The sequence below is a fragment of the Geothrix sp. PMB-07 genome (genome assembly GCF_030758935.1).
GTDB lineage: Bacteria > Acidobacteriota > Holophagae > Holophagales > Holophagaceae > Geothrix.
In genome coordinates, this window is the sequence record NZ_CP132333.1 from 2,397,044 (window position 1) to 2,418,948 (window position 21,905).

General features: G+C 64.2%; 19 protein-coding genes. 14 read left to right on the forward strand and 5 right to left on the reverse strand.

The annotated features are described in order from the left end of the window. Positions 1-7: 7 nt before the first annotated feature. Together Q9293_RS10655 and Q9293_RS10660 are read right to left on the reverse strand one after the other, a co-directional pair. Complete coding sequence (locus tag Q9293_RS10655; protein ID WP_306246259.1) at positions 8-1,039, reverse strand: sensor histidine kinase KdpD; 1,032 nt, start codon at positions 1,037-1,039, stop codon at positions 8-10. Between the two features lie 228 nt (positions 1,040-1,267). After that, positions 1,268-2,425 (reverse strand): right-handed parallel beta-helix repeat-containing protein, encoded by a 1,158-nt coding sequence (locus Q9293_RS10660; protein WP_306246261.1) that lies wholly within the window; start codon positions 2,423-2,425, stop codon positions 1,268-1,270. A gap of 601 nt (positions 2,426-3,026) precedes the next feature. On the opposite strand from Q9293_RS10660, the gene Q9293_RS10665 reads away from it, so the two are divergent. The 13 genes from Q9293_RS10665 to Q9293_RS10725 all read left to right on the forward strand — a co-directional run bounded on the left by Q9293_RS10665 (position 3,027) and on the right by Q9293_RS10725 (position 18,003). Beyond that, positions 3,027-4,301 (forward strand): nucleotide sugar dehydrogenase, encoded by a 1,275-nt coding sequence (locus tag Q9293_RS10665; RefSeq protein WP_306246263.1) that lies wholly within the window; start codon positions 3,027-3,029, stop codon positions 4,299-4,301. Positions 4,302-4,304: 3 nt separating this feature from the next. Further along, positions 4,305-5,330: an NAD-dependent epimerase/dehydratase family protein gene (locus Q9293_RS10670; RefSeq protein WP_306246265.1), complete on the forward strand. Its 1,026-nt coding sequence runs from the start codon at positions 4,305-4,307 to the stop codon at positions 5,328-5,330. Positions 5,331-5,332: 2 nt separating this feature from the next. Beyond that, positions 5,333-6,439, forward strand: a complete 1,107-nt coding sequence (locus Q9293_RS10675; protein ID WP_306246267.1) for a glycosyltransferase family 4 protein — start codon at positions 5,333-5,335, stop codon at positions 6,437-6,439. A gap of 127 nt (positions 6,440-6,566) precedes the next feature. Next, on the forward strand, positions 6,567-8,441 hold the full coding sequence (locus tag Q9293_RS10680; RefSeq protein WP_306246269.1) for an NAD(P)-binding domain-containing protein: 1,875 nt from the start codon (positions 6,567-6,569) through the stop codon (positions 8,439-8,441). Between the two features lie 177 nt (positions 8,442-8,618). Next, the gene (locus tag Q9293_RS10685) at positions 8,619-9,821 is read left to right on the forward strand and encodes a DegT/DnrJ/EryC1/StrS aminotransferase family protein (protein WP_306246271.1); all 1,203 of its coding nucleotides are present in this window, start codon (positions 8,619-8,621) and stop codon (positions 9,819-9,821) included. A gap of 4 nt (positions 9,822-9,825) precedes the next feature. After that, complete coding sequence (locus Q9293_RS10690; RefSeq protein ID WP_306246273.1) at positions 9,826-10,506, forward strand: sugar transferase; 681 nt, start codon at positions 9,826-9,828, stop codon at positions 10,504-10,506. Positions 10,507-10,664: 158 nt separating this feature from the next. Next, a complete protein-coding gene (locus Q9293_RS10695; RefSeq protein ID WP_306246275.1) occupies positions 10,665-11,435 on the forward strand; it encodes a response regulator transcription factor in 771 nt (256 codons plus the stop codon). A gap of 86 nt (positions 11,436-11,521) precedes the next feature. Continuing rightward, complete coding sequence (locus Q9293_RS10700) at positions 11,522-12,430, forward strand: LysR family transcriptional regulator (protein ID WP_306246277.1); 909 nt, start codon at positions 11,522-11,524, stop codon at positions 12,428-12,430. Positions 12,431-12,508: 78 nt separating this feature from the next. After that, positions 12,509-14,101, forward strand: a complete 1,593-nt coding sequence (locus Q9293_RS10705) for an aromatic amino acid hydroxylase (RefSeq protein ID WP_306246279.1) — start codon at positions 12,509-12,511, stop codon at positions 14,099-14,101. Beyond that, positions 14,098-14,343 (forward strand): 4a-hydroxytetrahydrobiopterin dehydratase, encoded by a 246-nt coding sequence (locus Q9293_RS10710; RefSeq protein WP_306246281.1) that lies wholly within the window; start codon positions 14,098-14,100, stop codon positions 14,341-14,343. Before Q9293_RS10705 ends, Q9293_RS10710 begins: the two co-directional genes overlap by 4 nt. Before the next feature lie 72 nt (positions 14,344-14,415). Beyond that, entirely contained in the window at positions 14,416-15,084 is a 669-nt protein-coding gene (locus Q9293_RS10715; protein ID WP_306246284.1) for a hypothetical protein, read from the forward strand. Further along, positions 15,077-16,228 (forward strand): cytochrome c biogenesis protein ResB, encoded by a 1,152-nt coding sequence (locus Q9293_RS10720; RefSeq protein WP_306246286.1) that lies wholly within the window; start codon positions 15,077-15,079, stop codon positions 16,226-16,228. Before Q9293_RS10715 ends, Q9293_RS10720 begins: the two co-directional genes overlap by 8 nt. Positions 16,229-16,230: 2 nt before the next feature. Next, the gene (locus Q9293_RS10725) at positions 16,231-18,003 is read left to right on the forward strand and encodes a cytochrome c biogenesis protein (RefSeq protein ID WP_306246288.1); all 1,773 of its coding nucleotides are present in this window, start codon (positions 16,231-16,233) and stop codon (positions 18,001-18,003) included. 64 nt (positions 18,004-18,067) lie between these two features. Here Q9293_RS10725 and Q9293_RS10730 read toward each other — a convergent pair whose 3' ends face one another. Both Q9293_RS10730 and murD read right to left on the reverse strand, forming a co-directional pair. Next, positions 18,068-18,580 (reverse strand): hypothetical protein, encoded by a 513-nt coding sequence (locus tag Q9293_RS10730; RefSeq protein WP_306246290.1) that lies wholly within the window; start codon positions 18,578-18,580, stop codon positions 18,068-18,070. Between the two features lie 9 nt (positions 18,581-18,589). Continuing rightward, positions 18,590-19,930 carry a UDP-N-acetylmuramoyl-L-alanine--D-glutamate ligase gene (murD, locus tag Q9293_RS10735; protein ID WP_306246292.1) on the reverse strand — a complete coding sequence of 447 codons (1,341 nt, stop codon included), beginning with the start codon at positions 19,928-19,930 and terminating at the stop codon, positions 18,590-18,592. Positions 19,931-20,064: 134 nt separating this feature from the next. Between murD and Q9293_RS10740 the strand changes: the two genes are divergently transcribed. After that, the gene (locus Q9293_RS10740) at positions 20,065-20,832 is read left to right on the forward strand and encodes an EAL domain-containing protein (RefSeq protein WP_306246295.1); all 768 of its coding nucleotides are present in this window, start codon (positions 20,065-20,067) and stop codon (positions 20,830-20,832) included. Here Q9293_RS10740 and mraY read toward each other — a convergent pair. Further along, a complete protein-coding gene (mraY, locus tag Q9293_RS10745; protein ID WP_306246297.1) occupies positions 20,810-21,898 on the reverse strand; it encodes a phospho-N-acetylmuramoyl-pentapeptide-transferase in 1,089 nt (362 codons plus the stop codon). The genes Q9293_RS10740 and mraY overlap by 23 nt on opposite strands. Positions 21,899-21,905 lie beyond the last annotated feature (7 nt).

Here is a 21,905-nt window from a genome sequence, read left to right on the forward strand (position 1 = left end):
GGGTGCCTCAGGCCTGGGCGGTTGGTTGTGCGGGAGGGACTTGGGCTGAGGGCAGCATGAAGCTGATCCTCATGGTGCCGCCCTGGGGCCCGGGCCCGGCGGTGAGCGTGCCGCCGTGGGATTCAAACACCCTGCGGGCGCCCGGAAGGGTGAGGCGGCCCAGTCCCGAGGTGCGGAAGTAGAAGGGCTCGAAGAGGCGGGCCGGATCGACATTCTTGAACTTCAGGCTGGAGCAATCCACATGGCCGCACACCACTGTCCGTTCCCCGAACAGCCCTTTCCCCACGTGCAAGACCACGTGCCCACCCACCTCCTCCTGGTGCAGCACCAGATCCACCAACCGCGTGAACGAGGACTGCAAGCAGTGCTCGTCCATGTTGATGGCCGGAAGGGGCCCATCCACCTTGAGCTGGAGTTGCACCCGGGCTTTCTCCGCCTCGGCCTTGTGGCAGTCGATGGCCTCGCGCAGGATGGGCCCCAGTTCGCGGACCGACCAGGAGAACCGTCCAGGGTCGCCATAGTCACGCAGCTCCTCGTTGAAGGCGTTCATGCGGTCGAGGCTTCGCCGGATGTTGGCTCCGTATTTCCGGACATCCTCCAAATCCGCGAAGCGTGCCTCAAAGGCATCCAGGTTCGCCGAAATCCCGAAAATGAAACTGCCCAACTCGTGGACCAAGCCAGGCACAAAGGAGGTGGCCGAGGGGGCGCGGGGCGTGGCCCTGGTTTCCATCCGGTGATGGTCCGTGGTCAGGAAAGCTTCGATCTGGTCAGCGGCCACCCTCAGGCCTTCCTTCTGCGGATCGCTCAACACCACAGGGGTGTGTGATAGGGCGCAGAGTGTTCCGATGTTCCGCTGGTAGAGGTCCATCATGGGCAGAGCCTCGAGGATCAGCAGCTCCTGCTCCTTCAGCAGGCGGTCCCGCGAGGCCTCCGTAGAACCCTGGGCCAAGGCCCATTCCAGCGCAGCCATCTGCTCTTCGGTCAGGCCACTGCCATCCCGATACCAGACGCCCGAATCGTCCTGGAGAATCAGCGCCATGGCAGTCCCTGTGAAGGCGGCGCACAGCAGGATCCAATCCCGGAGGCGGATCTCAGGGTGCGACTCGGTGAATCCGTGCCGAGGCGAGATCTCGGATTTGGATGCATCTGGCAGTGGACCGTTGGAATTCATGGAGACGCCCCGTCGAGACTGCTTCAATCGTCAGATTGGCAGCCCTTGATGAGGTTGGGAATAATCTGCATAGATTCACCCCAAGAAAAGTTTCAGTCAGGGGCGCTTCCCATTCCCCGAAACCGTATTGGCCTTGTTCACGGCCTCGGCGGCCGCCACCGCATGCCGGATGCCTGGGCCGCCATTCCCCACCACGGTGTTGCCGCTGATATCCACGCTGGGATCCTTGTCCACCAGCCAGATGCCGACCGCGTCATTCGACTCCACCCTGTTGCCGGTGACCGTCGAGCGGGGGCACTGAGACACATAAATACCGCCCCCCGTCCAGGTGGCATGTCCTTCGACCATCTTCGTATGGGTGACCGCATTGCCCGTCACCACTGTTCCGGCCGAAAACGCCATCAGCATGATGCCCTGGCCCAGGTTCCGCGAGATCACGTTGTTCGTGATGCTGGTGTTGCCAATGCTGTGGCTCACCTTGACCGCAGCACGGTATCCCCCGCCGATAGGTTTCAAGCCGTTGCCTGAAACCACATTCCGGTCGAACACGGTATCCAGGATGCGAGGCGCGGTGAATTGCACACCAGACCCACACTGGAAGCCACCGCCGGCATTGTTCGTCAAGGTGCAGCCGGTGATCAGCACGCGTCTGACGGTCTGCCCATCGTTGGGCTCGATATCGATTCCACATTCCGGTTCGGTTCCAGTGGTGTTCTTGAAGGTGGAGTTCTTCACCACCAGACCATCCACACTGGTGACGGACAGGCCCTGGCGGCGGTTGTGATCGGCTGTCACGTTGCAGAGGGTCACGTTCGAACTGAGATCCGTGATGTAGAAGCCGTCCCCCCAGCACTCTTTGGCCGTGACCCCCTGAACCACGACCTGATCGGAATGGTCGATGGATATGCCCATGCCCCATTCACCACTGGTTCCGATATGCGAGCCCCGTTCACCCACCAGCGTGCCCCCCACAACATTCACATGATTCACATGACTGATGGCCAGGATGGCGTAGTTTTCAGAGGCGTTGGGCATCGCCTTCAGAACCGCACCATTGGCCAATCGGAGTGTCATGGAGCTCTTGAGCCGGATGCCCGCGCTTCCCTGCGCCACCGCGTTCACCAGGTAGGTGCCCTCGGGAATCAGCACGGTTCCTCCCGTTCCGCCCACCGCGTCCACGGCCCGCTGGATGGCGTGGGTGTCATCGATGACGCCATTCCCTTTGGCACCATAGGGCACATCCCGAACGTTCACCACCAGCTTCGATCTGGGATTCGGCGCACATTCTAGGGGTGCAGGGGTCGGGATTTCCTGCGGCTGGTCAGCTTCTGGATTGCGGTCGCCGAGAGGGTTACCAGCGGGCCCGGAGGCCAGCGCCAGCCTCCGGGAAGCGAGGAAGCCATGGGCGGTCCCGGTCGAGAAGACGCAACCTCGATCAAGAGCCAAAGCCAGACAGGCGGTGCCCAGGGCCAAGCCTCCAAGCAGCCAACTCCGTATGCCCCCCACGCGCATGCGCCACCCCCCAGTGTGATTCGAGGGAATCCTCCCATGAAGATCCCGAATCGCGGATCGACGCGACCAGCACACCCGCATGCGCCAGAAGAATCCCGGCCTTGGAACCGGCGCCCTGGACACGATTTCGTGCGGCATCAGCTTTCACATGAAGCCATTGGAATTCCACCTGAAATGATCACACGAACCAAGCGTCACCATTGTAAAAATAATTTCTCTGGCAGCAGGTAACTGAAAATTTATAAGATGATCCATTGATCCCCGTGAACCCCTCGTGCGGGAATTCATCTCAAGCCGATTTCAATCGAACGGCCTTAGTTTCAGTTACCAGTGGAGGAATGTCATGCGGATTGCAGTCGTCGGCCTGGGATATGTCGGGTTGCCACTTGCCCTGGAGCTCGCGAAGAAGTTTCCCGGGACCGTGGGATTCGACATCCATGAAGCCAAGATCGCGGAACTGAAAAAGGGCGTCGACCGCACCCGGGAAGTTTCGCCCGACGCCCTGCGCACCACCACCCTGACCATGACCAGCGATCCTGAGGGCATGCGTGGAGCGGACTTCTTCATCGTCGCAGTGCCGACGCCCATCGACGGCTGGAAGCGCCCGGACCTGACACCCGTGGTCAAGGCCAGCGAAACCGTGGGCAAGGTCATCGGCAAGGGCAGCATCATCGTCTACGAAAGCACGGTCTTCCCCGGCGTCACCGAGGACATCTGCGGGCCCATCCTGGAAAAGCAGTCCGGCCTGAAATGTGGCGTGGACTTCAAGCTCGGCTACTCGCCTGAGCGCATCAACCCCGGCGACAAGGTCCACACCGTGGATCGCATCGTGAAGGTGGTCTCGGGGCAGGACGAGGAAAGCCTCCGCACCATCGCTGGCGTCTACAGCGCCGTCATTTCGGCGGGCGTGCATGAGGCCTCCTCCATCAAGGTGGCCGAGACCGCCAAGGTGATCGAGAACACCCAGCGCGACATCAACATCGCCCTCATGAACGAGCTCGCCATCATCTGCGAGAAGGTGGGCATCCGCACCTCCGAGGTGCTGGCTGCGGCCCGCACCAAGTGGAACTTCCTGCCCTTCAGCCCGGGTCTGGTGGGTGGCCACTGCATCGGCGTCGATCCCTACTACCTCACCACCAAGGCCGAGGAGTTGGGCTACCACCCCCGCGTGATCCTGGCGGGCCGCCAGATCAATGACGACATGGGTGCCTACGTGGCCCGGAAGCTGGTGAAGCTGATGATCCAGCAGCAGATTCCTGTGAAGAAGGCCCGGGTGGGCATCCTGGGCCTCACCTTCAAGGAGAACGTCCACGACATCCGCAACAGCAAGGTGCCTGACATCGTCGCCGAGCTTCAGCAGTTTGACATCAGGCCCATGGTCTGCGATCCCATGGCGGATCCGGCGGAGACCCTGCATGAATACGGCCTGCAGCTCTGCAAGCTGGAGGAGATCCGCGATCTCGACGCCCTGGTGCTGGCCGTTAACCACAAGGTCCTCCTGGACATGGGCCTGGACGGCATCCGGGCCTGCATGAAGGAGTCGGCGGTGTTCATCGATGTGAAATCGGTCTTCGCCCCGGGAGACTTCCCGCAGGGCATCGCCTACTGGAGCCTGTGATTCATGCGATTCGACGAAGTCCTCGCTGAACTGAAGGCCGCTCCCAAAACCTGGCTGGTGACCGGCGTGGCCGGCTTCATCGGCTCGAACCTGCTGGAAGCCCTGCTGAAGGCAGGCCAGACGGTGGTGGGCCTCGACAACTTCGCCACGGGCTCGCAGGCCAACCTTGATGACGTGAAGGGTGTCGTCGGGCCGGAGGCCTGGGCCCGGTTCAGCTTCATCCACGGCGACATCCGCAACCTGGCGGATTGCCAGCGCGCCTGCGAGAACGTCGACTATGTCCTCCACGAGGCGGCTCTGGGTTCGGTGCCCCGCTCCATTGAGGATCCCATCGCCACGAACCAGGCCAACATCGATGGGTTCCTGAACATGCTGGTGGCGAGCCGGGATCAGAAGGTGAAGCGCTTCGTCTACGCCGCCTCCAGCTCCACCTACGGCGACCACCCCGACCTGCCCAAGCGCGAGGACAAGATCGGACAGCCGCTGTCGCCCTATGCCGTGACCAAGCTGGTGAACGAGCTGTACGCCAAGGTCTTCGGCAACACCTATGGCCTGCAGACCATCGGCCTGCGGTACTTCAATGTCTTCGGTCGGCGCCAAAGTCCCAACGGACCCTATGCCGCCGTCATCCCCCTCTGGATCGCGGGTCTGATGCGCAAGAAGGCCGTGGCCATCAATGGCGACGGGGAGACCAGCCGAGATTTCTGCTACGTCGAGAATGTGGTTCAGGCAAACCTGCTGGCGGCCACGGCCACCAATCCTGACGCCAGCAGCCAGGTCTACAACGTCGCCTTCGGGGGCCGCACCACCCTGAACCAGCTGCACGAGAAGTTGCGTACACGTCTCGCCCGCCACGATGCGGCCATCGCCGCTCTGGAACCCGACTACCGCCCCTTCCGCGGCGGCGACGTCCGCCACTCCCAGGCCGACATCTCCAAGGCGGCTGGCCTGCTGGGCTACGCGCCGCAATTCGATGTGGATCGCGGTCTGGACGAGGCCCTTGCCTGGTACCGGGCGAACCTCGGATGAGGGTGGCGGTCTTCGGGAGCTATGCCCCGTCCCTGTGGCTGTTCCGCGCTCCCATGATGCGGGCCATGGTGGCTGCGGGCCACGAGGTCATCGGCCTTGCCCCCGATGGCGACCAGGTGCTGATCGATCACCTGGCCTCCATCGGCGTGGCCTATCGGCACGTCCCCCTGGGGCGCACCGGGCTCAATCCCCTGGAGGACCTCCGCTCCATCCTGGCCATTCGCGCCGCGCTCAAGGAGCTGAAGCCCGATGTCCTGCTGAGCTACACCATCAAGCCCGTGATCTACGGCTCCTACGCCGCGTCCCTGGTTGGCGTTCCCCATTGCCACGCCATGGTGACAGGGCTGGGCTCCAGCCTCATGGGAGAGGGTTTCAAGCGGAAGTGCATGGCCTTCCTTTCCAAATGGCTCTACCGCAAAGGACTGGCCCGAGTCGAAGGGGTCTTCTTCCAGAACCCTGACAACCAGGCCTTCTTTGAAGCGAACCGCCTGCTCCCGGCCACCTGCCGGATTACCCAGATCAATGGCTCCGGCGTGGATCTGGCGCAGTTTCCCCTGACGCCCCAACCCGCGGTACCGCTCACCTTTCTGCTGGTCGGCCGCATGACCCGCGAAAAGGGCATCGTGGAATTCGTCGAGGCGGCGCGGCGCATCAAGGCCAAGCACCCGGCGACCCGGTTCCACCTGCTGGGTGGCTACGACACCAATCCCAGCGCCATTTCAGAGGCTCAGATCCAGGCCTGGGTGAACGAAGGGGTGGTCCAGTATTTGGGCACGGTGAAGGATGTGCGCCCCATGCTAGCCGAAGCGCAAGTCATGGTGCTGCCCAGCTATGGCGAAGGGACGCCACGTTCCGTGCTTGAGGCCATGGCCATGGGCCGGGCGGCGGTGACCACCCTGGCCCCCGGCTGCAAGGAGACCGTCATCGATGGCCAAACGGGATTTCTGGTGCCCCCGAAAAACATCGAAGCCTTGACGGAGGCCATGGAGCGCTTCATCGCTGATCCTGGGCTCGCCACCCGCATGGGGATTGCCGCCCGGGCCTACGCCGAAGACAAGTACGACGTGGACAAGGTCAACGCCGTGATCATGAAGGCCATGGGCCTTTGATGGGCGGCCTGGGAAGCGCGGGCCCCCTCGCCCTCCGCCTTCCAAGGCTTTCCCGGCCCGGCCGGCATCGTTCCGAATGCGATGGATGCCGGTTCCTGGGTATCTTGAATCCCTGCCTGGAGTGCTCATGCGCATCGGCTTCATAGGACTCGGCACCATGGGCCAGCCCATGGCCCGCAACCTCCTGGGCCTTGGGCATGCATTGACTGTCTACAACCGCACACCAGGCCGTGCCAAGGCCCTGCTCACATTGGGGGCCAAGGAGGCAACCAGCATTTCGGATGCGGTCAAGGAAGCCGAGGTGGCCATTACCATGGTGTCTGACGATCAGGCTGTGTCGGAACTGGTGTATGGCCCCGGCGGCCTGCTCCAGTGCCTCGCCCCCAAGGCCATCCACCTTTGCATGAGCACCATCAGTGTCGAAACCTCTGCGGCACTTGCCTCAGCCCACGCCAAGGCGAACCAGGGCTATGTGGCCGCACCGGTATTCGGCCGGGCCGACAGCGTCGAATCCCGCCGCATCTGGATCGTGGCCGGCGGGCCCGAGCCCCAAGTCAACCGCTGCCTCCCCATCTTCGTGGCCCTGGGCCGCGACCATACCCGTGTGGGTTCCAAGGCCTCCCTGGCCCACGCCCTCAAGCAGGGCGGCATGACCCTCAGCCGGGCCATGGAAGAGGCCGTGGCCCAGATCCTCGGCTTCGCGGAGAAGGCCGGCATGGATCACTCGAACTACCTGCGCCTGCTGAACACGGCGATCTTCAAATCCCATCTGGTGGACGCCAATGGCGCCGTCAGCATCCGCCCCTCCTTCGACCCGAGGGACCAGTCCCTGGATCTGGCCGCCAACGAGATGCTGTTCCACGCGGCACGACGGGTGGGCGTGCCGGTTCCCGCCTCGGATTTGCTCAACGTGCGCCTCCAGGCCGCCGGCGCCCGGGGCTGGGGCGAGCAGGACCTCGCTGCCCTGTCAGAAGATCCGGATCCCACCGAGGCCCCGGCATCGACCGCGCCGGAATCGCCCACTTCGGCCCCTCCGGTTCCGGAACCTTCGCATGCGGAAGAAGCCGACGTCGAAACACCTCCACCGTCCCCTGACCCCCCTCCACCACCGCCAGTGGAAACCCCCATCGCCGTTGAAAAGCCAGCCACACCGGAACCGCCAGCCCCTGTTGTAGTCCCGGTTGTGCCCCCGGTGAAGGCCCAGCCAGTCCCCGCGGTGAAAGCTCCTTCTTCATCAGCAACTGCCAAGAAAACCCCGAACGTGCCTGCACCCACCCGCGGCGTGCCTCCCGTGCGAATCCCCACGCCGGTCTTCAAGCCGATTCCCCCGCCCGGGCCGCCATCGGTGCCTGTGCAGATTCTCAGCAACCTTTCACCCTCCGCCCAATCGGCGCCCACCTTGGTGCTGAAGGTGATTCCCGCACCCCTTCCTCCCCTCGCAGGCGCCGCACCTTCCCGGTCAACCAGCGCCAAACCCCCACGCCGGAACCCGGAACGGCGGAAGGGCAACGATCCGAAGCGCTCCCAATCCCGGCGCCAGGAAGAGCGCAGGGCCATTCCCCCTTCGGCGGAAACGCCAAGCCAGGCTCCCGCCCCGGAACCAGCCCAGACTCCCAAACCAGCTCCATCACCCACTCCGGCAACGCCTGTCAGCGCACCCAGACGGCTCTCCTCCGACACGTTCACCGCCGTGGAAGGTGGCTCCGAAGTGCTGATGGACCTGGAACAGACCAGTCATTTTGAAGTGATCATGGGCCAGGTCTGGGCCTGGTCCCAGGGCAAGCGCTACCACACACCCTGGCGAACCTTGGCCGAAGTGGAAGGGGCCTTCAAGCACGTCCTCTTCCTGCCCATCAAGCGCCACCTTCTCCTGCGCCCTGAGGCCGTCCAGAACCTGAAGCCGACCTTCGGCGGTGGGGCCAAGGCGGACATGGGTGGCAACCAGGAGATCGATGTGGGCCGTGCCGCCGCCCAGCGGCTCAAAGAGCTGCTCGGGCTCTGAGGATCTCCGGCTGGACTTGGAACTGAACCTTGTGAACTTGCACGAGCCCCCTGCCAGGGGCTGGCTTGGAAAATCAATTGCCTCTAAGATCGACATGCAGATGTTTCATGGTGGGGCGGATGCAGAGCGCCCGGTTCCTCACCCCCCCCTCTGAACCCTTTCCCCGGTAGCGCTTCCATGGCCCTGACTCCCGTCCCCACGCTCAACCGCTGCGCGCCCTTCTCGCCTTGGCCCCACTACGCTGCCGACGAGGTGGAAGCCGTGGCCCGCGTCATGGCAAGCGGCAAGGTGAACTACTGGACCGGAACCGAGGCCCGGGAGTTCGAGACCGAATACGCCGCCGCCTCTGCCTGCGACAAGGCCATTGCCCTCTGCAACGGCACCGCGGCCCTGGAGCTGGCCATCCAGGCCCTGGACATCCCGCCCGGTTCGGAAATCATCACCACGCCCCGCACCTTCATTGCCAGCGCCAGCTGCGCGGTGATGCGCGGCTGCACCCCCGTGCTGGCCGACGTGGATCCGGTCAGCCAGAACATCACGGCGGAAACCATCCAGAAGGTGATCACCAGCAAGACGAAGGCCATCATTCCCGTCCATCTCGGTGGTTGGCCCTGCGACATGGACCCCATCATGGACCTGGCCTCGCAGCACGGCCTGAAGGTCATCGAGGACTGCGCCCAGGCGAATGGCGCCACCTACAAGGGGCGCCCCGTGGGCAGCCTGGGCCACGTGGCCGCCTTCTCCTTCTGCCAGGACAAGATCATCACCACCGGCGGTGAAGGTGGTCTGGTCACCACCAACGATCCCGAGGTCTGGCGCCGCGCCTGGAGCTTCAAGGATCACGGCAAGAGCTGGGCGGCGGTCTACGAAACCCAGCACGCGCCCGGCTTCCGGTGGCTGCATGAATCCTTCGGCACCAACTGGCGCATGACCGAGATCCAGGCCGTCATCGGGCGCCTGCAATTGAAGAAACTGCCGGAGTGGACGCGGATCCGCCAGGCGAACATGGCCCGGCTCAACGCCGCCTTCCAGGCCTTCAGCTGCATCCGCACCACGCCGACGCCCGCCCACATCGGTCACGCCGCCTACAAGGCCTACGTGTTCGTGCGTCCGGAGCACCTGCGCGATGGCTGGAACCGCGACCGCATCATGGAGGAGATCAACGCCCGTGGCATCCCCTGCTTCAGCGGCAGCTGCAGCGAGATCTACCTGGAGAAGGCCTTCACCCAGAGCGGCCTCGGCCCCAAGGAACGCTTCCCCGTGGCCCGGGAACTGGGAGAGACCAGCCTGATGTTCCTCGTTCATCCAACTCTCACGCGGCAGAACCTGGACGACACCATCGCCGTCGCCTCCGATGTCTTCAGCCAAGCCTCCCGCTGAGCCCATGACGGCCCGCCGCCCCCTTTACCAGTTCACGAAACGAGCCCTGGATCTGCTCTACGCCCTCCTGCTGCTCCCGCTGCTCGGGCCCGTGATGCTGATCGTCTGGGTGCTCGTCCGCTGGAAAATGGGCAGTCCGGCGGTTTTCAAACAGGTGCGTCCCGGCCTGGATGCCCGCCCCTTCGTCATCCACAAGTTCCGCAGCATGATCGACGCCTATGACGCTGAAGGGAACCCCCTGCCCGACAAGGAACGCCTCACCACCTTCGGGCGCCTGCTGCGCCGCTCCAGCCTGGATGAGCTTCCCCAATTGCTGAACGTGTTGAAAGGCGACATGAGCTTTGTGGGCCCCCGCCCGCTGCTCATGGAATATGTGCCCCGCTACTCGCCCGAGCAGCGCCGTCGCCTCGATGTCCGGCCAGGCATCACCGGCCTGGCCCAGATCGCCGGGCGGAACACCGTGGCCTGGGATGAGCGGTTGGCCCTCGACGTGAAATACGTGGACGAGGCTTCCGTCTGGCTCGACCATCTGATCCTCCTCCGCACAGTCAAAAAGGTGCTCCGCTCCGAAGGGGTTCCCACCTCAGGGCTGGATCCGAACGAAAAATTCCAGGGCACTGCCAAGCCTGACAGCGGTTCCATGGAACCTTCAGCGCAGCCGAACAAGGATTCCGCAAACCTCTGAAGCTCGACCGAGCTCCCTCTGAATCATTCCTGCAGGGCCAGCATGGCCCTGGGTTGAAAAATCAAAGGCGAGATGGCTATTTTTAAGAAATCCAACAGTAGACTATGGCTTCGATGCGCCCTCCCGAAAAAGGCCCCCTCCCCCCACTCAAGACAGCCATGCCACAGGCCTCGGGCCTGCCGATGCGCAGGCCTGTCCTGAACTCGGCGCAGGCTCAGTCAGGTGTGGGCGAATCCCAGGTCGAAGCCACCGAATGGTGTGCATTGGTGGTGGAAGACGAGCCCCTGACCCGAACCACCATCCGCGCCACGCTGTTGAAGGAGGGCTTCAAGGTTCTCGAAGCGGAAAGCGGCGAGGAGGCCCTGGGCCTCTTCGACTCGGCCACGCCCCATGTGGTGATCCTGGATATCGGCCTGCCTGGACTCAATGGTTTCGAGGTATGCCAGAAGATCCGCGCGAAGCGGGAAGATACGGGCATCCTCATGCTCACGGCGCGGACTGATCCCGAAGACAAGATCACAGGCCTCACCCTCGGCGCCGATGACTACCTGGTCAAACCCTTCAACCCCGGTGAGCTGATCGCCCGCATCCGAGCTGTGCTCCGGCGCTCTGCCCTGATGAATCATGCGGAAGAGCCCCTGGTCTTCGGCAACCTCTGTCTGGATTTCCAGGCCCAGCAGGCCCTGAAGAACGGCGTCGACGTGAACCTGTCTCCGCGGGAATTCATGCTCCTGGCCATCCTCCCGCGCCACCCAGGCCAGGTCATGACCCGGGATCAGCTTGGCAAGGAAGTCTGGGGCGCGAACCACCGCGGCAACGCACGCGCCCTGGATGTCTTCGTGTGCAAGCTCCGCGAAAAGATCGAAGACGATCCCACCACCCCGCAGATCATCCGCACCGTCCGCGGCGCGGGCTACATCTGCGGCTGATGAATAGCCCTGCACCGGCCTTGGCCGTGGTTCTGCATCTCGGCCCGGAGTAGCTTCCGCCGCCGGATTGCGGTTCCATGAAAGGCATGCCCCGCAAACTTGCTCGTCATCTCACCTGGCTCGAGGCCTTCGTGGCCGCCGTGGAAACGGGCTCGCTGGAGGCCGCTGCCCAGCATCTGGGGGTGGCGCGCTCCGTGGTGAGTGAGCACCTGCGCGCTCTGGAGGAAACCCTGGCCGAAGGGGAAGCGCTGGTGGAGCGTGGCCCTGGACGCCGCCTGCGCCTCACGCCCCGGGGGGAACGCTTGTTCGCCGGAGCCCAGGCCTCCTTCCACCAGCTGGATCTCAAGCGCCTGCGTGATCTGGCCGCGCCGGAGCCCGGCCTGCGTCTGGGGCTGAGCCCGACCCTCTCCGACGCCTTGATGGAACCCTTGGCCAAAGCTGCCGCCACTGAGGACCTCAAGCTGGAGGCGGCCTTCGGCGGGGCCCATGAACTGGTGCGCCAGATCCAGACCCGTGAGCTGGACCTGGCCCTCGGCTTCACGCCTCTGCCGCCTCATCGCGGTGTGGAATACCGGGTGCTGGCCCGGCTTCCCTTTGTGGTGCTGGCGGCACCGGCCTGTGGGCTGCCGAAGGCCGCGCCCTTCCTGCGGGTGAAGGATCTCGCAGATCGGCCCTTCGTGGACTGGCTCCGGGATGATCCCTACGGCGGCGCCAACTCCGCCCGGTTCCTGGCGGCGGGCATTCAGGTGCGGGAATCCGCGCGGGTGGAGAGCTTCCTCCAGCTCTATCCGGCCCTGCGGGCCTTCGGCGCCTGCGCCATCGCCCCGGATCTGCGGGCCCTGGCTCCCTTCCCTGCGGATGTGGTGACATGGCCCTTGAAGGAGCGAAAAGCTCAGGTCGTAGAAGTGGTCGCCCTCTGGCCCTCGGGTGGCGCCTCCCCCGCAGCGGAGACCTGCCTGAAGGCCCTGGCGGCCCATTTGCGCAAACGACGATAATTCGACGATTCATTCATAATTTTTTGGATTTCCGCCTATCTGTTCGGACACTAGGCTGGGGACATCCCGGAGTTCCCTTTGTCCCTCACAGCTGTCGCCACCCCTACCCCGACCCAGCGCGCCATCCAGCGCCTGCCCGCGCACCTGCGCCGCTTTGTGGTGGATCAGATCCACGAGGCCTACACCCCGCGCGATCACGCCGTGTGGCGCCACATCCTCCGGCAGCTCACCGAGCGGTTGAAGGACACGGCCCATGCGAGCTACTTGTCCGGCCTTGCGGCGACAGGCATCGGCCTCGACCGCATTCCCAGTCTGGATGAGATGAACGAGAAGCTCGAAACCCTTGGCTGGTGCGCGGTGGGCGTGCGGGGTTTCATCCCCCCGGCGGTGTTCACCGAGCTGCAGTCGCTGGGCGTGCTGGCGGTGGCCGCCGACATCCGCAGCCACGAGCACCTCGAATACACCCCAGCGCCGGACATCGTCCACGAAAGCGCGGGCCATGCCCCCATCCTGGCCGACCACCGCTATGCGGAATACCTGAAGCGCTGCGGCGAGGTCGGGTTCCGCGCCATCGCCTCCGTGGAAGATCAGGCCGTCTACGAGGCCATCCGCAACCTCAGCGTGGTGAAGGAGGATCCCGCAGCCACCGAAGAGGAGCTGCGACTCGCCCAGGAGCGACTGTCAGCCGCCAGCGCCAGCCGCCGCTACGTCAGTGAAAGCACCAAGGCCAGCCGCCTCTACTGGTGGACTGCGGAGTACGGCCTGGTGGGCGCGCTGTCCGACCCGAAGCTCTACGGCGCAGGCCTGCTGAGTAGCCTCGGTGAAGCCGCGCACTGCCTCACAGATGCGGTGCGGAAGGTGCCCTTGAGCCTCGTCTGCGCGGATACGGAATACGACATCACCCGCATGCAACCGCAGCTCTTCGTGGCCCGCGATTTCGACCACCTTTTCGAGGTGCTGGAAGCCTTCGAGGCCACGCTGGGCTGGCGCCGCGGCGGCGACCATGGCCTGGAAGAAGCCCTTCGGGCCCGCACCGTGAACCACCTGGTGCTGGATGGCGGCCTTGAGCTCACGGGCAAGGTCGTGGCGCGCATCCCTTCCCGCAGCGAACTGGCGCCCGGCCTGCGCACAGCCCTGGCGCGGGTGGAAGGCCCCATCCAGATCTCCCGTCAAGGCCAGGCCCTTGATCGCCCCTGGCCCGGCGAGGCCCTGGTGGCCTTCGGCAGCGGCGCTCTCCCTCATCGCGGCGCCTTCAGCCTGGATCTGCCCTCGGGCCTCTTCCTCACGGGCTTCCGCGTGGGCGAGCACGAAGTGATCAACCTGCGAGGCCACCAGGACGGGCGGCCCCTGGACCTGCCCAGTTGGGCGCTGCTGTTCCTCAGCGGCGCCCTGCCTTCCGTGGCCGGCGGACCGGCCGATCCGGGTTCCTGGGATCAGTGGTTCGGCGATCATTCAGCCCTGGCCGAAGGGGAAGCCGAGGCCCAGGCGCGGGACCGCAAGGCTGCGGCCCTGCCAATGGAGCTGGCCGACCTCTATGTCGAGACAGATCGCCTTCGCCGGGGCGGATCGATGGACCTGGAACGTTTGAACGCCTTGCGGGAGCGGGCCATGAAGTACCCTGGCGAGTGGCTGCTTCAGGCGGAGCTTGCGGCATTGGAGGCCCTGTCATGAGCTGGATCGAGATCGACGGCACCCTGGTCCGCACCTTCAAGACACCGGACTTCCTGACCGCCTACAACCTTGTCAGCGCTCTGGTGGGACCGGCCGAAGACCTGAACCACCATCCAGACATCGCCTTCGGCTGGGGCTATGTGCGAATCACCTTGACCACCCACGACGCGGGCGGCATCACAGAGCTGGACCACCGCTTGGCCCAGGCCATTGATCTCACCGTTAAGCCTTTTAAATTATAGAGCTTAAGCGATATCGACCTGTCCAGACACGGGAAGGTCAGCTATGCTGGAGTGTTCAATCCGAGGAGCCCCTTGTCGAAGCCGTCGACCATCCCCCGTCGTTTCCGTCACGCCCTGCTCGGGACTCCCCTTGTCCTCGGCCTTGGGCTGCTCAGCCTGGCCATTGGATGCAGGTCTGATCAGGTGGCCCACTACCGTGTGCCCAAAGAGGCAGAGTCCTCCCACCCTGATCATCCGGGCCATGCGGAGGAGGCCATGCCCATGCCCGGCAGCATGCCTGCCAGGCAGGAGCCCGCGGCCAACGTGCCACCGCCCCCAACGCCCAGGGGTTCGCTGAAGTGGTCGCTGCCCAAGGGCTGGAGCGAGCTGCCCGGCGGCGGCATGCGCTTCGCCACCTTCAAGGCTCCCGTTCAAGGGAAGGTGGAAGCCACGGTGGTGGTGCTGCCTGGCCCCGCGGGAGGGGAACTGGCCAACGTGAACCGCTGGCGCGGCCAGATCGGCCTGCCTGCCATGGACGAAGCCTCCCTGGCCAAGGCGCGCACCACGGTCAAGTCGAAGGCCGGCGTTGTGAGCGTCTATGACTTCACCAGCGAGGGTCAGACCAGGAGCCGCATGGTGACGGGCACCATCGCCACACCGGATGGCAACACTTGGTTCCTGAAGCTGAATGGCGATGCCGATCCCGTGGCCAAGGCCAAGCCCGATTTCATGACCATCCTGGGGAGCCTCCACCTTGATTAAGACACTCCTCTCCCGCTTCTGGTCCTTCCTCAAGTCCTTTCAGCTGACCATCGTACTGCTGGGCCTGCTCATGTGCCTGGTGGTCTTGTGCACCCTGGCCCAGGTGGAGATGGGCACCCAGGGCGCCGTGAACGCCTACATGCGCACCTTCATCGTCTGGAACCAGCCCCTCCTGCTTCGCCTGCCCTTCCCCGGCGGCGCTCTGGTGGGCCTTCTGCTCACCTTCAATCTCATCGCCAAGACGCTGGACATCAAGCTCACCTGGCAGAAGTCAGGCATGTGGCTGGTCCACGCGGGGCTGGTGGTGCTCTTCGCGGGCGAATTCGTGGCCGGCATGATGCAGGTGGACACCAACATGTCCATCGAGGTGGGCCAGACCGTCAACTACGTGCAGAGCTACAAAGAGATGGAACTGGCCGTCATCGATGTCACCGACCCCCTTTGGGATGAAGTGTACTCCGTGCCGGACTCCCTCCTGTCCAAGGGCGGTGATATCGCCGTTCCTGGCACACCCATCACCCTCAAGGTGAAGCGATTCTTCCGCAATGCCCAGCTCAGCAACCTTGCACCTGGCGCACCTCCCTCCATGGCCACCATGGGTGTGGGGCCCGGCGTGTCCGTGGTGGAAGCGCCCGTGGTGTCCGTCGACAACGAGATGAACCAGACCTCGGCCTTTGTCGAACCCGTGGCCGGTGGCCGCAGCTACGGCATCTGGCTGGCCTCCGTGGCCATTGGTGCCCCCCAGTCCTTCACCCATGAAGGACACACCTACACGCTCACCATGCGCCTGCGCCGCCAGTACCTGCCCTACGCATTCACGCTCAAGCAGTTCCGCCACGACGTCTATCCCGGCACCGACATCCCCAAGAATTTCTCCAGCCTGGTTCAGGTGGTGAACCCTTCGCAGAAGGAATCCCGCGAGGTGCTCATCTACATGAACCAGCCGCTGCGGTACGAGGGCAAGACTTTCTACCAGGCGAGTTTTGGCAAGAACGATACGCTGTCCGTCCTTTCCGTGGTTGAAAATCCCGGCTGGCTTCTCCCCTATGTGTCGTGCGTGCTGGTCTCTCTGGGCCTGCTCGTGCACTTCGCCATCGTCCTGCGCCGCTCCTTGAAGCGCCGCCAGGACAAGAAGGAGGGCTGATCATGACCTTCGTGCAGAAATACCTCGCCTGGGGCGCGGGTGCGCTGGCGCTCGTCATCGCCCTCATCTTCGCCCTGCCTGCGGGCAAGGCCCGCGGCTTCGATGTCAGCGGCTTCGGCACCCTGCCCATCCTGGAAGGCGGCCGCGTCAAGCCGCTCGATTCACTGGCCCGCAATTCCCTGCTGGTGATCCACAGCCGCCAGGGCTTCCGGCATGACAACCGCATGGTGGGCCCCGATGAGTGGATTCTCGACGTGCTGTTCCGGCCCCAGGTGGCCGATCAGCAGGCCATCTTCGTCATCGACGATCCCGATGTCATCGGCCTCATCGGCGCCAAGCAGACCAAGAACCGCAACTACTTCAGCTTCGCGGATCTCTCCTCCCACCTGGAGGAAATCCAGAAGCAGGCCTCCAACGCCCAGCCCATCGCGGCCCAGAAGCGCACCCGTTTCCAAAGCGCCATCGTCAACCTGTTCGACCGCGTCTACCTCTACTACAAGCTGCGGAACACGCTGCAGCTGGCGGGCTCCCCTGGCCTTGGATGGGAACTGCAGTCGCTGGGCTCGCCCGATGCCACCCTGCGCCATCAGGACCTCATGCAGCTGGCCCAGTTCCGCATGCTGCCACCCCCTGCTGGCGCTGGTCCCGAAGGCTGGCAGAACGTGGGCCAGGCCCTCAGCGCCAGCCAGGCGGGCGCTCCGTTGCACCCTGGCCTGATCCCCCTGGCCAAACTCAATGCCGCCTATGTGGCCAATGACACGGCCACCTTCAACCAGACCCTCAACGACATGAACGCCGTGGTATCCCAGCTGACACCCGGCGCTCTGGCCCATGCCTCCAACGAAGTCGTCTTCAACCGTGCCCAGCCCTTCTTCGTGGGCCTGTCCATCTACTTCGTGGCCTTCCTCACGCTCTGCATTTCCTGGATCTACAAGCCCGAGCTTCTGCGGCCCACGGCTTACGCCCTGCTCTTCTCCGGCGCCATCGTCCACACCCTGGGTCTGGCCGCCCGCATCATCCTCCAGGGGCGCCCACCAGTCACCAACCTCTACTCCTCCGCCATCTTCGTGGGCTGGGGTGCGGTGATCCTGGGCCTCATCATCGAGCGGATGTACCGCAAAGGCTTCGGCACCGCCGTGGCCTCCGCCGCGGGTTTCGCCTCCCTCATCGTGGCCCAGAACCTGGGCACCGAAGGCGACACCATGGAGATGATGCGCGCCGTGCTGGATTCCAATTTCTGGCTGGCCACCCACGTGGTGACCATCACCATTGGCTATGCCGGCACCTTCCTCGCTGGCACCCTCGCCATCGCCTACGCCCTGCGCAAGCACATCGCTGCCAAGCCCGACGTCGAGGCGGACAAGGCCCTGGTCGACATGGCCTACGGCATCATCTGCTTCTCCCTCTTCTTCAGCTTCGTGGGCACCGTGCTGGGCGGCATCTGGGCCGATCAGTCCTGGGGCCGCTTCTGGGGCTGGGATCCCAAGGAGAACGGCGCCCTGCTCATCGTGCTGTGGAACGCCATCATCCTCCACGCCCGCCTGGGCGGCTATGTGCGCGATCGTGGCCTCATGGTGATGGCCATCTTCGGCAACATCATCACCGCCCTATCCTGGTTCGGGGTGAACATGCTGGGCGTCGGCTTGCACTCCTACGGCTTCATGGACAAGGCCTTCATGGCCCTTACCGTGTTCTGCGTCAGCCAGCTGCTCCTCATGGTCATCTGCTATGCCCCTCCGCGCTTCTGGACGCAACCGCCGCCTTCCAAGGCGTAGCCTTTCTTTGCGCAAAGAACGGCCCCCGGATCCGGGGACCGTTTTCATGTCATGAAGGAACGCGTCACTTCACCTTGCGCGTGTCCGCTTCCAGATAGATCTTGAAGGCCTCCGGCGTCTGGGGCGGCGCGATTTCGAAGCGCACCGTCACCACGGATGCCGACTTCGAAACGTAGCTCAGGCGAAACCTCGGACCGGGAGCCGCTTCACTGGTGAACGTCACACCCGTGGGCCCCGAAGTTACCAGGTAGTGGATGACATGATCCTCGTTGTCCACGTACAGGGCCTTCAGCTGGCCGCCTTCGGAGAATACCGTCATGAGATCTTCATGATGCGAGGCGGGGCGGCCGTTCGTGGCCGCGGTGTCAGCGTAGCTTCGGCGGGTGCAGACACGGCCCTCCAGGTCGAACCGGAAGATGGCGGCGCCCGAAGATGGGCCAGTGAGGCCGGCGCTCTCCCCCTTCCACTCGCCTTCCAGAAAGCGCAAACCAGCGAAGGTGTCGGTAGTGGGACGTGGCGCTGGAACCTGGGCGCCCAGCATCCCAAGAACGGTCAGAGTCAGGACGACCCGCCGCATGGCGACTCCTCAGGCCAGCGTCGAGGGCTGGCACCACGTTTTGGCCAGCATCTCAAACCGGTCTCCGCGCTGTTCAAAATTATCGAACTGATCAAAGCTGGCACAGGCTGGACTGAGCAGCACCTGGTCACCGGGCTGCGCCGAGCTGAAGGCGGCGCGAACCGCGTCATCAAAGCCGGGCACCACCTCATGAGGCAGATCCGCCAGGTCCCTTTTGAGTTGAGGAATGGCCTCTCCCAGGAAAATCAGGCGACGCAGTTTGCCGACAAGGGCCTCGCGCAGGGGTTGGTAACTGGCTCCCTTGTCGGTGCCACCCAGCAGCAGCACCAGGGGCCCTGGAAGGGCACGGATGGCCGTCAGCGTGGCATCCACGTTGGTGCCTTTGGAATCGTTGTAGGCCTTCACGCCGTCCTTCTCGCCGCAAAAGGCGATGCGATGGGCGAGGCCCGGATAGCTCTTCAATCCCTCACGCAGACTTGCGTGCGATGCGCCCATGTGGCTCGCCAACAGGCATGCGACCAGGGCGTTTTCCACGTTGTGATCGCCGGGAATGAGCAGCTCCGTCCTGGAAATCAGCGGCTCGCCATGCAGGTGGAGGAGGCCCGAAGCATCGCACCACGCCTCGCATTCCGACCAGCCGAAACGAGCTGTCCTCGCGGATCCCGGGGCATCTTCCCACCATTCCGGATGCGCCGCTGGAACCACCCGGAGGTCCGCGGCGTCCTGCCCTTCGAAGATGCGCAACTTGGTTTGGCGATACACCTCCATGGTGCCGTGGCGGGCGAGGTGATCCGGCGTGAGGTTGAGAAAGGCTGCGCCTTCCGCGTGAAAGGCTCGCGTGGATTCCAGCTGGTAGCTGCTCAGCTCCACCACGAACACCGTGGCTGGCGCGGCCGCTTCCACCGCCTCGATCATCGGCGTGCCCAGGTTGCCGCACGCGACAGACGGGATGCCCGAGGCATTGAGCAGGTGTGCCACCAGATCCGTGGTGGTGCTCTTCCCATTGGTACCCGTCACGGCGAGCACGCGGCTGCCGTCAGCACGTTCCCGCAGCACCCGATGGGCCAGTTCCACTTCGCCAATCACGGGAATGCCTTGCTCGATGGCTGCAGCCACGAAAGGCACCCGGCGGGAAATGCCAGGGCTGAGGATCATCTCCTCGCAGTCTTCCAATAGTACGAAGGGATGATCTCCCCATACACCTGGGATGCCTGCGAGGGTCAGTTCAGCCTCCAGGACAGGCCCGGGATCCGGGCGCTTATCCGTGATCAGCACCGCCTGTCCACGCTTCGCCAGATGGCGCGCCGCCGCCAATCCAGACCGTCCCGCTCCCATGACCACGGTGCGCATGCCGCCTCCTCCTTTCAGACTAGAAGCCTGTAGATGGATGTGAAAGCCCCACCTGCGTGCAGATGCGACAGGCATTTCCCTCAGCGCCCACGCTACAATGACAGCGTGCCCCATGGATTGAGTGCGGAGTGAACATGCCCAAGGGCATTCTGGAAAGCATGTTGAGTGGCGAAGGCATCATCGTGCCGCACGTGCAGCCCATGTACCGGCTCAGCGACAACCGACTCATGGCCCGCGAGTACCTCGCCCGGCACATCGATGCCGATGGCCGTGCTCATGCGGTAGGCCCGCTGCTGCAGGATCCGGCGCTCAGTCCCACGGACCGGCTCCTTCTGGATTTGAAATTCCTAGAATCCACCTTTCAAACCCTGACGCGCACCGGCGACGCCAGCTACCTGCACTTCGTGAATCTAGAACCGGTGAGCCTCGAAGCACCGGGCTTCTGGGAGAGCCTGCCCCGTTGGCTGGAAGCCCTGCCCTTCGCAGCTGAGCGAGTGGTCATGGAATTCACGGAATCGCAAGGCGTCCACGATCTTGAGGCGCTGCAGGGCTACGCGAACCGTCTGCGAGATCTGGGCCTTCAGGTGGCGGTGGATGATCTAGGCGCGGGCGTGGCCAGCCTCACGCACATGGCGCGGCTCGCTCCGGATTTCATCAAGGCCGACCGCAGCCTGGTGGAACAGGTGCACCGCCGCCCCTATCAGGCCGCACTTCTGAACGCCCTCTCGCACTTCGCCGAGCGAATGTGCATCGGCTTCATCGCCGAAGGCATCGAAACCCTGGAAGAACTCCAAGCCATTCTCGACGCGGACGTGCCCTGGGGTCAGGGCTACGTCCTGGGTCAGCCCTGGCCCACGCAGCCCCGGCCTCTCGTGGGTTCTATCGCAGCTTCAGAGAGCTGAGCGCCAGGATGGAGCACACGATGGCCGTGATCCACATGCGGATGACGACCTTGGTTTCCTGCAGGCCGCCCAGCTCCAGGTGATGGTGGAAGGGGGCCATGCGGAAGATGCGCTTGCCGCCGCGCAGCTTGAAGCTGCCCACCTGCAAAATGACGCTCACGGCCTCCAGCACGAAGAGCCCCCCCGCGATGACCAGCAGCAGCTCCTGCTTGATCACCACCGCCACCGTACCCAGCGCGCCACCCAGGGCCAGTGAACCCGTGTCGCCCATGAACACTTCCGCCGGATGGGCGTTGTACCACAGGAAGCCCAGGCAGGCCCCGGCCATGGCCCCCATGAACACGGACAGTTCGGCACCGCCAGGCACATGCGGCACCACCAGGTATGCCGCAATTTTCGCGTGGCCCACGATGTAGGCCAGGATGGCGAAGGTGAGCGACACGATGAGCGTGCCGCCAATGGCAAGGCCATCCAGGCCATCCGTGAGATTCACGGCATTGCTGGTGCCCACCATCACCAGCCAGATCCAGGGGATGAGGAAGATGCCCACGTTGGGCCGGAAGTTCTTGAAAAAGGGCACCGAGAGCTGGCTCGTGGCCGAACCCCGGAGACCGAAATGCAGGATGAGCCAGGCCACCAGCAGCGAGATGCCCGTGAGCAGCGCCATCTTCTGCCAGCTGGTGAGGCCCAGGTTCTGCTTCTTGAGCAGCTTCTGCGCATCGTCAAAGGCGCCGACCGTGCCGAATCCCACCAGCGCCAAGAGCGCCACCCAAATGGCGCCACTCTTCAGATCACACCACAGCAGCGTCGAAACCGTGATCACCAGCAGCACCAGGATGCCGCCCATGGTGGGCGTGCCCGCCTTCTTCTGGTGGTTCTCCGGGCCCACGTCCCGGATGTGCTGGCCCATTTTCAGGGCCGTCAGGGTGCGGATCACCCAGGGTCCCAGCAGCAGGCTGAGCACCATGGCCGTGGCCGCGGCCATGGCCGTGCGGAAGGTCACGTAGCGGAAGACGGAAAAGCCCGGGACGAGGTCGCGGTAGGGAAAGAGAAGCCAAGGCAGCATGAGTCGT